General features: G+C 73.3%; 5 protein-coding genes. 3 read left to right on the forward strand and 2 right to left on the reverse strand.

Translation table 11 applies throughout. From position 1 onward, the window contains the following. Positions 1 to 240 precede the first annotated feature (240 nt). Entirely contained in the window at positions 241 to 3,330 is a 3,090-nt protein-coding gene (locus B9S61_RS43220; protein ID WP_103540416.1) for a helix-turn-helix transcriptional regulator, read from the forward strand. A 46-nt stretch (positions 3,331 to 3,376) separates the two neighbouring features. Beyond that, the gene (locus B9S61_RS00640) at positions 3,377 to 3,565 is read left to right on the forward strand and encodes a DUF6191 domain-containing protein (RefSeq protein ID WP_103540417.1); all 189 of its coding nucleotides are present in this window, start codon (positions 3,377 to 3,379) and stop codon (positions 3,563 to 3,565) included. A gap of 7 nt (positions 3,566 to 3,572) precedes the next feature. Here B9S61_RS00640 and B9S61_RS00645 read toward each other — a convergent pair whose 3' ends face one another. Beyond that, positions 3,573 to 4,736 (reverse strand): sorbosone dehydrogenase family protein, encoded by a 1,164-nt coding sequence (locus tag B9S61_RS00645; protein ID WP_258039484.1) that lies wholly within the window; start codon positions 4,734 to 4,736, stop codon positions 3,573 to 3,575. A 268-nt stretch (positions 4,737 to 5,004) separates the two neighbouring features. Beyond that, positions 5,005 to 6,003, reverse strand: a complete 999-nt coding sequence (locus tag B9S61_RS00650) for an aldo/keto reductase (RefSeq protein ID WP_103540419.1) — start codon at positions 6,001 to 6,003, stop codon at positions 5,005 to 5,007. A gap of 75 nt (positions 6,004 to 6,078) precedes the next feature. On the opposite strand from B9S61_RS00650, the gene B9S61_RS00655 reads away from it, so the two are divergent. Continuing rightward, positions 6,079 to 7,032, forward strand: a complete 954-nt coding sequence (locus B9S61_RS00655) for a 2-hydroxyacid dehydrogenase (RefSeq protein ID WP_103540420.1) — start codon at positions 6,079 to 6,081, stop codon at positions 7,030 to 7,032. The last annotated feature ends 350 nt before the right edge of the window (positions 7,033 to 7,382 follow it).

Genomic DNA, 7,382 nt, shown 5'->3' on the forward strand with positions numbered 1-7,382 from the left:
CGGGTGCCGGGCAGGGGCCGCGGTGGCCGGCTCCGATGCAGGTCCGGGCGCGCCGAAACCCGCCGGGGCCGGGCACCCGGCACCGGGCGGTGACCGCTCCGAGGCGGGAAGCGGCCGTGCCGCTGTGCCGCTCGGAAGGGATATCGGGGTTCGGCGGTTTCGTGCGAGGTGGCGAGTGGGGGAGGCGCGGGCTGCCTTCCCCGGAGGAAAACCGGTGCCCTGTTGTCGGAGGTGCGTGCGATGCTCGGGGGCGTGGAGACCAAGTCCGTCAGCCCGGTGTTCGTCGGCCGCACCACTGAGTTCGACACCCTGACCGACGCACTCGCCGGCGCCGCGGCCGGCGAGCCACAGACACTGCTGGTCGGTGGGGAGGCCGGCGTGGGGAAGACCCGCCTCGTCGAGGAGTTCGCCGCGGCGGCCCGCCGCCGGGGCGCGATCGTCGCGCTCGGCGGCTGCGTCGAAATCGGCGCCGACGGACTGCCGTTCGCCCCCTTCTCCACCGCACTGCGCCAGCTGCGCCGCGAGCTGCCCGGGCAACTCGCCGCGGCCGCCTCCGGACAGGAGGAGGAACTCGCCCGTCTGCTGCCCGAGATCGGCACCTCCGCCACCCGCGAGGCCCGCCGCGACGAACAGGGCATGGCCCGCCTCTTCGAACTCACCGCACGCCTGCTGGAGCGCGTCACCACCGAGCACACCGTCGTCCTCGCCCTCGAGGACCTGCACTGGGCCGACGCCTCCACCCGCCACCTGCTCGCCTACCTGTTCCGCACCCTGCGCACCGGCCGCCTCGTCGTCCTCGCCACCTACCGCTCCGACGACATCCACCGCCGCCATCCCCTGCGCCCGCTCCTCGCCGAACTCGACCGGGTCCGCACGGTCCAGCGCGTCGAACTCGGCCGCTTCAACCGCGACGAGGTCCACCGGCAGATCGCCGGCATCATCGCCCGCGAACCCGACCCGGACCGCGTCGACGACATCTTCGACCGCTCCGACGGCAACGCCTTCTTCGTCGAGGAACTCGCCGTCGCCGCCGACGAGGGCTGCTGCACCGGTCTCACCGATTCCCTCCGCGACCTGCTCCTCGTCCGCGTCGAAGGCCTGCCGGAGAGCGCCCAGAAGGTCGCCCGGATCGTCGCCGAGGGCGGCTCCACCGTCGAGGACCGGCTGCTGGCCGCCGTCGCCCGGCTCACCGAGGACGACCTCATCGAGGCCCTGCGCGCCGGTGTCAACGCGAACATCCTCACTCCCGCACCCGACCGCGACGGCTACCGTTTCCGTCACTCCCTGGTCCGGGAGGCCGTCAGCGACGACCTGCTGCCCGGGGAACGCTCCCGCCTCAACCGCCGCTACGCCGAGGCACTGGAAGCCGATCCCACCCTCGTCCCCGCCGACGAGCGGGTGACCCGCCTGGCCAGCTACTGGTATCACGCCCATGACGCCGCCAAGGCTCTGCCCGCCGTACTCGACGCCTCCGTCGCGGCCCGCCGACGCCACGCCTACGCCGAGCAACTGCGGCTGCTGGAAAGGGCCATGGAGCTGTGGGACGCCGTCCCCGACACTGTGCGGGCCACCCTGCGGCCCGTCGACCACGCGGAGATCTACCCTCCCCCACAGTCCGAAGGCCGTGGGGGGACCTCCAGCGGCCGCGACCCGGGGACGACGCCGCTGGGCTACCTCGACCTGATGGCCGAGGCCGCCGTCGCCGGCCGGCTCTGCGGAGAACGCGAACGCTCGCTGAAGATCACCAAGCGGGCGCTGCGCCTCCTCGACGAGGAACCCGACCCGCTGCGCGCCGCCTGGTTCTGGGTACAGCGTTCCCTGCTCACCCAGGCCCTCGCCCGCGGCGACGGCTGGGCCGAACTCGGCACCGCTCAGGAACTGGTGCGCGGACTGCCGCCCTCCGAGGTGCACGCCGACGTCCTCGCCTCCGCGGCCGGCTGGTCGATGCTGCACGAACCCGGTCCCGAGGCGATGGCTGCCGCCGAACGCGCCGTCGAGTACGCGCGCATGGTCGGCGCCTCCGACATCGAGCTCAACGCCCGGCTCACCCTCGGCGGCCTCATGGTCGACGCCGGTGACATCGAGACCGGACTCGCCGAGATGTACGAGGTCAGGGACCGGGCGATCGAACTGGGCGTGGACACGGTGGTGGCGCGCGCCCATGTGAACCTCCCCTCCGTACTCGAAGGCGTCGGCCGCTCCGAGGAGGCCGCGGCGCTCCTCGGCGAGGGCGTCCACCTCACCCGGCGGCTCGGGCTGCTGGACTTCGAGGGCTGGGTGTGGGGCAACCTCGCCGAGTCCCTCCACTCCCTCGGCCGGTGGGACGAGGCCGCGCGGGCCGCGGCCGACGCGCAGCGTCTCGAACAGAGCGCGAAACCGCGCGCCGGCGGCTCGGTGCGCCTGGCGTACCTCGCGTACGACCGCGGGGACCTCGGCGAGGCGGCCCGCCGTCTCGCCGACGCCCGCACCTTCTTCGGCACCCACGACTCGATGCCGCAGTACGCCCTCCCCATGAAGTGGGTCGCCGTCGGCATCGCCGCCGCCGAGGGCCGCCTGTCCGACGCCCGCGCCGAACTGCTCGCCGCCCTCGACGCCGGACTGCCACCCGGGACCCAGCGATACGGCTGGCCGCTGCTGCTCGCCGCCGTTACCGCGGAGGCGGACGCCCACGGCGCCCCGGCGACAGATGCCGGCCGGCCGGAGATCCTGGAGCGGATCCGCAAGGCCGCCAGGACGCTGGCGGCCGGAGTTCCCGTATGGCGGGCCTACGAGCTGTGGCTGCGCGCCGAGCTGCGGCGGGCCGAGGGCACGCTCGCGCCGGACGAGTGGTCCGCCGTCGTCGAGGCGGTGGAACCACTGGGGCGGCCCTACGACCTCGCACGCGTCCGGTTCCGGCTCGCCGAGGCGCTGCTCGCCTCCGGGGCCGGCCATGACGAGCGTGCCCGAGCCACCGAACTGCTGCGGCTGGTCGACGCCGTCGCCGGGCACCTGGGCGCCGCACCGCTGGCCCGCTGCTCCGCCCTGCTGGCGCAGCGTGCGCGGCTCGCACCGCCCTCTGCCGTCAGGGGGACGGCCCCCGGCCCCGCCGATCCGGTGGAGGCGCTCGGTCTCACCGGCCGGGAGCGCGACGTCCTGCGTCTGGTGGCGGCCGGCCACACCAACCGGCGTATCGCCGAGGAACTGTTCATCTCGCCGAAGACGGCCAGCGTCCATGTCTCCAACATCCTCGCCAAGCTGGGCGTCTCCGGCCGTGGCGAGGCGGCGGCGGTGGCCCACCGGCTCGGCCTGTTCCCGGCGGAGGCGGAAGAACGGCCGACGGCGGGACACTAGGGGCACGACCAGATGCACGACACAGACGGCCCCGGGAAGGGGAGCGATGTTCAGCGCTTTCGAGGAACTGTTCGCACCGGGCCGCAAGCACACCCGCGACGAGCAGAACCGTCTGGAGCTGACCCGGGAGGACGTCGGCGACGCCGACCCCGGACGCGGGCCGATAGACCTCGCGTCCGGGAAGGTCACGGTACGTCCCGCGGCGACGCCGGACGAGGAACCGCCGGGGGACTGAACGCCCGCTACCTCACCTGGACCTCCAGGATGCGGTCGTCGCCGTCCCGCACGTCGCCCCGGCCGTCCGTGTTGCTGGTGACCAGCCACAGCTTGTCGTCGCCCGCGGCGACCACCGTGCGCAGCCGGCCGTACTCGCCCTCCAGGAAGGACTGCGGGTCCGCCGAGGCCTCTGTGCCCTTCAGGGGTATGCGCCACAGACGCTCGCCGCGCAGTCCCGCCATCCAGAGCGATCCCTCGGCGTACGCGATGCCGCTCGGGGAGGCCTCCTCCGTGCTCCACTGGTCGATCGGGTCATGGAAACCGCCGTCGCCGGACTCGCCCTCTGCCTCCGGCCAGCCGTAGTTGTCGCCGGGCTCGATCGCGTTCAGTTCGTCCCAGGTGTTCTGGCCGAACTCCGAAGCGAAGAGCCGCTGTTTGCCGTCCCAGGCGAGACCCTGCACATTGCGGTGGCCGTAGGTGTACACGGGGGAGCCGGGGAACGGGTTGCCCGGGGCCGGCTCGCCCTCCGGGGTCAGCCGGAGGATCTTGCCGCCGAGCGACTCCTTGTCCTGGGACAGGCCGGTGTCACCGGTCTCGCCCGTGCCCACGTACAGCATCCTGTCCGGGCCGAAGGCGATCCGGCCGCCGTTGTGGGTCACGCCCTTGGGGATGCCGCGGAACACCGTGTCGGGTGCGCCCAGCCGCTCTCCGGCCGGCTTCTCCTCGTTGTGGATCAGGCGGACGATCCGGTTGTCCGAGGCCGAGGTGAAGTAGGCGTAGATCATGTGGTCCGAGGCGTACTCGGGGGAGAGGGCGATGCCCAGCAGGCCTCCTTCGCCGGACGGTGACACTCCCGGCACCTCGCCCAGCTCGGTCGTCCTTCCGGTCTTCCCGTCGACCCGGGTGATCGTCGCCTCGTCACGGGAGGACACCAGGAAATCGCCGCCCGGCAGGGGGGCCAGGCCCCAGGGGCTCTTCAGGCCCGTCGCGACCGTGCGGACCACCTTCACCGACCCCTTCGCGGGCGGTGTCTCCTCCCCGGTCCGCTCCGGGGCCGACGGGCGCGCCGTCGTATCGGTCGGGGTGGCGCCGCCGTCTCCGCCGGCTGTTCCCCCGTCGTCCGAGGAGCAGCCGGCCGTCAGCAGGAGCGCGGCGGCGGCCAGTACGGCCGTCACGGCTCGATGTCGCACGATGTCGTCCCTTCGACGCGGCGGGTTCTCCTTGTCATACACCGCTCGCGCCTCCCAGGTTCCCGAACGCCCGACCTCGAAGCACGGGACCACGAGCGGTGACCCCGGCCGCCGCTCCCTTGCGGGCCCTCCGCCGCCGACGCCCGTCCTGACTCCGACGCCGGTCCCGGGCCCCACCCGGCCAGGGTCCGGCCCCGTATCCCGGTACGCCCTCCTGCCCCCGCGCCCCGGTACCGCTGCCCCGCTCCCGCCCCGCCCGGCCCGCCGGTCAGTCCCACGACCCCTGGGCCGCCGGCAGGCCCGCTATCTCCGCCAGGTCCTGTTCCGTCAGGTGCAGGCCCGCCGACGCCGCGTTCTCCGTGACCCGCCGCTCCCGCTTGGTGCCGGGGACCGGGATCACCTGGTGGCCCGCGTTCAGCACCCAGGCCAGGGCCACCTGGGCCGGGGTGACGTGCTCGCCGTGCCGGCGGGCGACGCGGCGCAGGCCGGCCACGATCGGCTGGTTCGCGGCCATCATCTCGGCCGTGAAGCGGGGGTGCCGGGCGCGCAGATCGTCCGCCTCGAACCCCACGCCGGGCGTCAGCGTTCCCGTCAGGAAACCGTTGCCCAGCGGCATCGCGGCAAGGAAACCGACCCCCCGCGACTCGCACCACGGCAGCAGCGTCTCCAGCGCCTCCGGCGACCACACGGACAGCTCCGCCTCCACCGCGCTGACCGGGAAGACCTGCTGCACCCGCTCCAGTTGCCGGACCGTCGCGTCGTGCAGCCGCGCCCCCGGCCGCCGGGACGAGCGCGCCCCGACCGCGCACAGCCCCAACGCCCTCACCTTTCCGGCCCGTACGAGTTCCGCCATCGCGCCCCAGGTCTCCTCGACCGGGACCTCCGGGTCGGCGCGGTGCAGCTGGTAGAGGTCGACGACATCGGTCTGGAGCCGGCGCAGCGACGCGTCGCAGGCCCGTCTCACGTATCCGGGGCGGCCGTTGGCCACGATGTGCTGGTCGCCCACCAGCAGACCGACCTTCGTCGACACGAAGGCGTCGCGGCGCCGCTCCTTCAACACCCGCCCGAGCAGCAGCTCGTTGGTGAACGGGCCGTACATGTCGGCGGTGTCCAGCAGGGTCGAGCCCGCGTCCAGCGCCCGGTGCACCGCCCTGAGCGACTCCTCGCCGCGTTGCCGGGACGTGCTGTAGGCCCAGCTCATCGGCATGCACCCGAGTCCTACGGCCCCCACCGCGAGCGCCGCCGCGCCGATCGTCCTGCGCTCCACCTGCTCGTGACCCTCCCTCTCCGGCCCCCCAACCTAACCTCTGCCGCCGACAGCCCCTGAACTAGCCTCCCGACCATGACTGCTGCTGACGTATGGCTTCCCATTCCGCCGGACGAGATCGACGGTCTCCCCGACGGGCCGCGCTACCTCTTCTGGGACGGCGGTGAGGAGTTCCCCGCGGACCCGGCCGACTGCGCCTTCTACGTCGTGCCGTACATGAAGCCCGCCGGGGTCGGCGTACGGCCGATGCCGCTGATGCGTTCCGTACGGGTCGTACAGACCCTGTCGGCCGGTACCGACCACGTCGAACCCGGGCTGAGGCACCTGCCGCCGGGCGTGCGGCTGTGCAACGCGCGCGGAGTGCACGAGGCCAGCACCGCCGAGCTCACGCTCGCCCTGATCCTGGCCTCCCTGCGCGGCATCCCCGGATTCGTGCGGGCGCAGGACGAGGGGGAGTGGCGCGGCGGGTTCCGTCCCGCGCTCGCCGACAAGAGCGTGCTCATCGTGGGCTACGGCTCGATCGGCGCGGCCATCGAGGACCGGCTCGTTCCGTTCGAGCTCGCGCGGGTGGCACGCGTCGCGCGCTCCGCGCGCACCACGGAGCGCGGGCCGGTGCACCCGCTCACCGAACTGCCCTCGCTGCTCCCGCAGGCCGACGTCGTCGTCCTCTCCACCCCGCTGAACGAGACCACCCGGCACCTCGTGGACGCAGGTTTCCTGGCCCGGATGAAGGACGGTGCCCTGCTCGTGAACGTGGCCCGCGGGGGCGTCGTCGACACCAAGGCGCTGCTCGACGAGCTGGAGAGCGGGCGTATCACCGCGGCCCTCGACGTCACGGATCCGGAACCGCTGCCCACGGAACATCCCTTGTGGCGGGCGCCGGGCGTGCTCGTCACCCCGCATGTCGGCGGACCCACGTCCGCGTTCCTGCCGCGCGCCGAGCGGTTGCTGCGGGATCAGTTGCGGCGTTACGTGAACCAGGAGGAGCCCGGCAACGTGGTCCTGGTGACGGGAGCGGAAGCCCTGTAGTCCGCTTCGGGTACCGTCCGCGTTTCCCCGGGCGCGGTGGGTACTCATATAACAGTTGATCGTTACGGAGCGTAGAGAATCTATGTCCCTGAGTGACGAGACTGGTGTATCGTCCCGACAGGGGCTGCGCCGCTGACCGACGGCGCGGGGGACGGACACGGAGAGTGCGAGGGGGGCGACGGACGATGCACGGCCTGTGGGCGAGCGATCCGACGCGGCGGAGCCGTCGGTGGCGACCATGGCGCGCGGACGCGCGCGGCCGCGGTCACCACGGTGGCCATCACACCCGGCAGGACACCCGGCGGTGCGGCCGGCCCGACAGCCCCGGTCCTCCGCACCGCCGGTGCGCC

The sequence above is a fragment of the Streptomyces sp. SM1 genome, assembly GCF_002910825.1.
Taxonomy (GTDB): Bacteria; Actinomycetota; Actinomycetes; order Streptomycetales; family Streptomycetaceae; genus Streptomyces; species Streptomyces okerensis.

Excerpts from the sequence above, each read along its gene's own strand:
- B9S61_RS43220 (WP_103540416.1), top strand. The coding sequence starts at position 241 with ATGCTCGGGGGCGTGGAGACCAAGTCCGTCAGCCCGGTGTTCGTCGGC.
- B9S61_RS00640 (WP_103540417.1), top strand. The coding sequence starts at position 3,377 with ATGTTCAGCGCTTTCGAGGAACTGTTCGCACCGGGCCGCAAGCACACC.
- B9S61_RS00655 (WP_103540420.1), top strand. The coding sequence starts at position 6,079 with ATGACTGCTGCTGACGTATGGCTTCCCATTCCGCCGGACGAGATCGAC.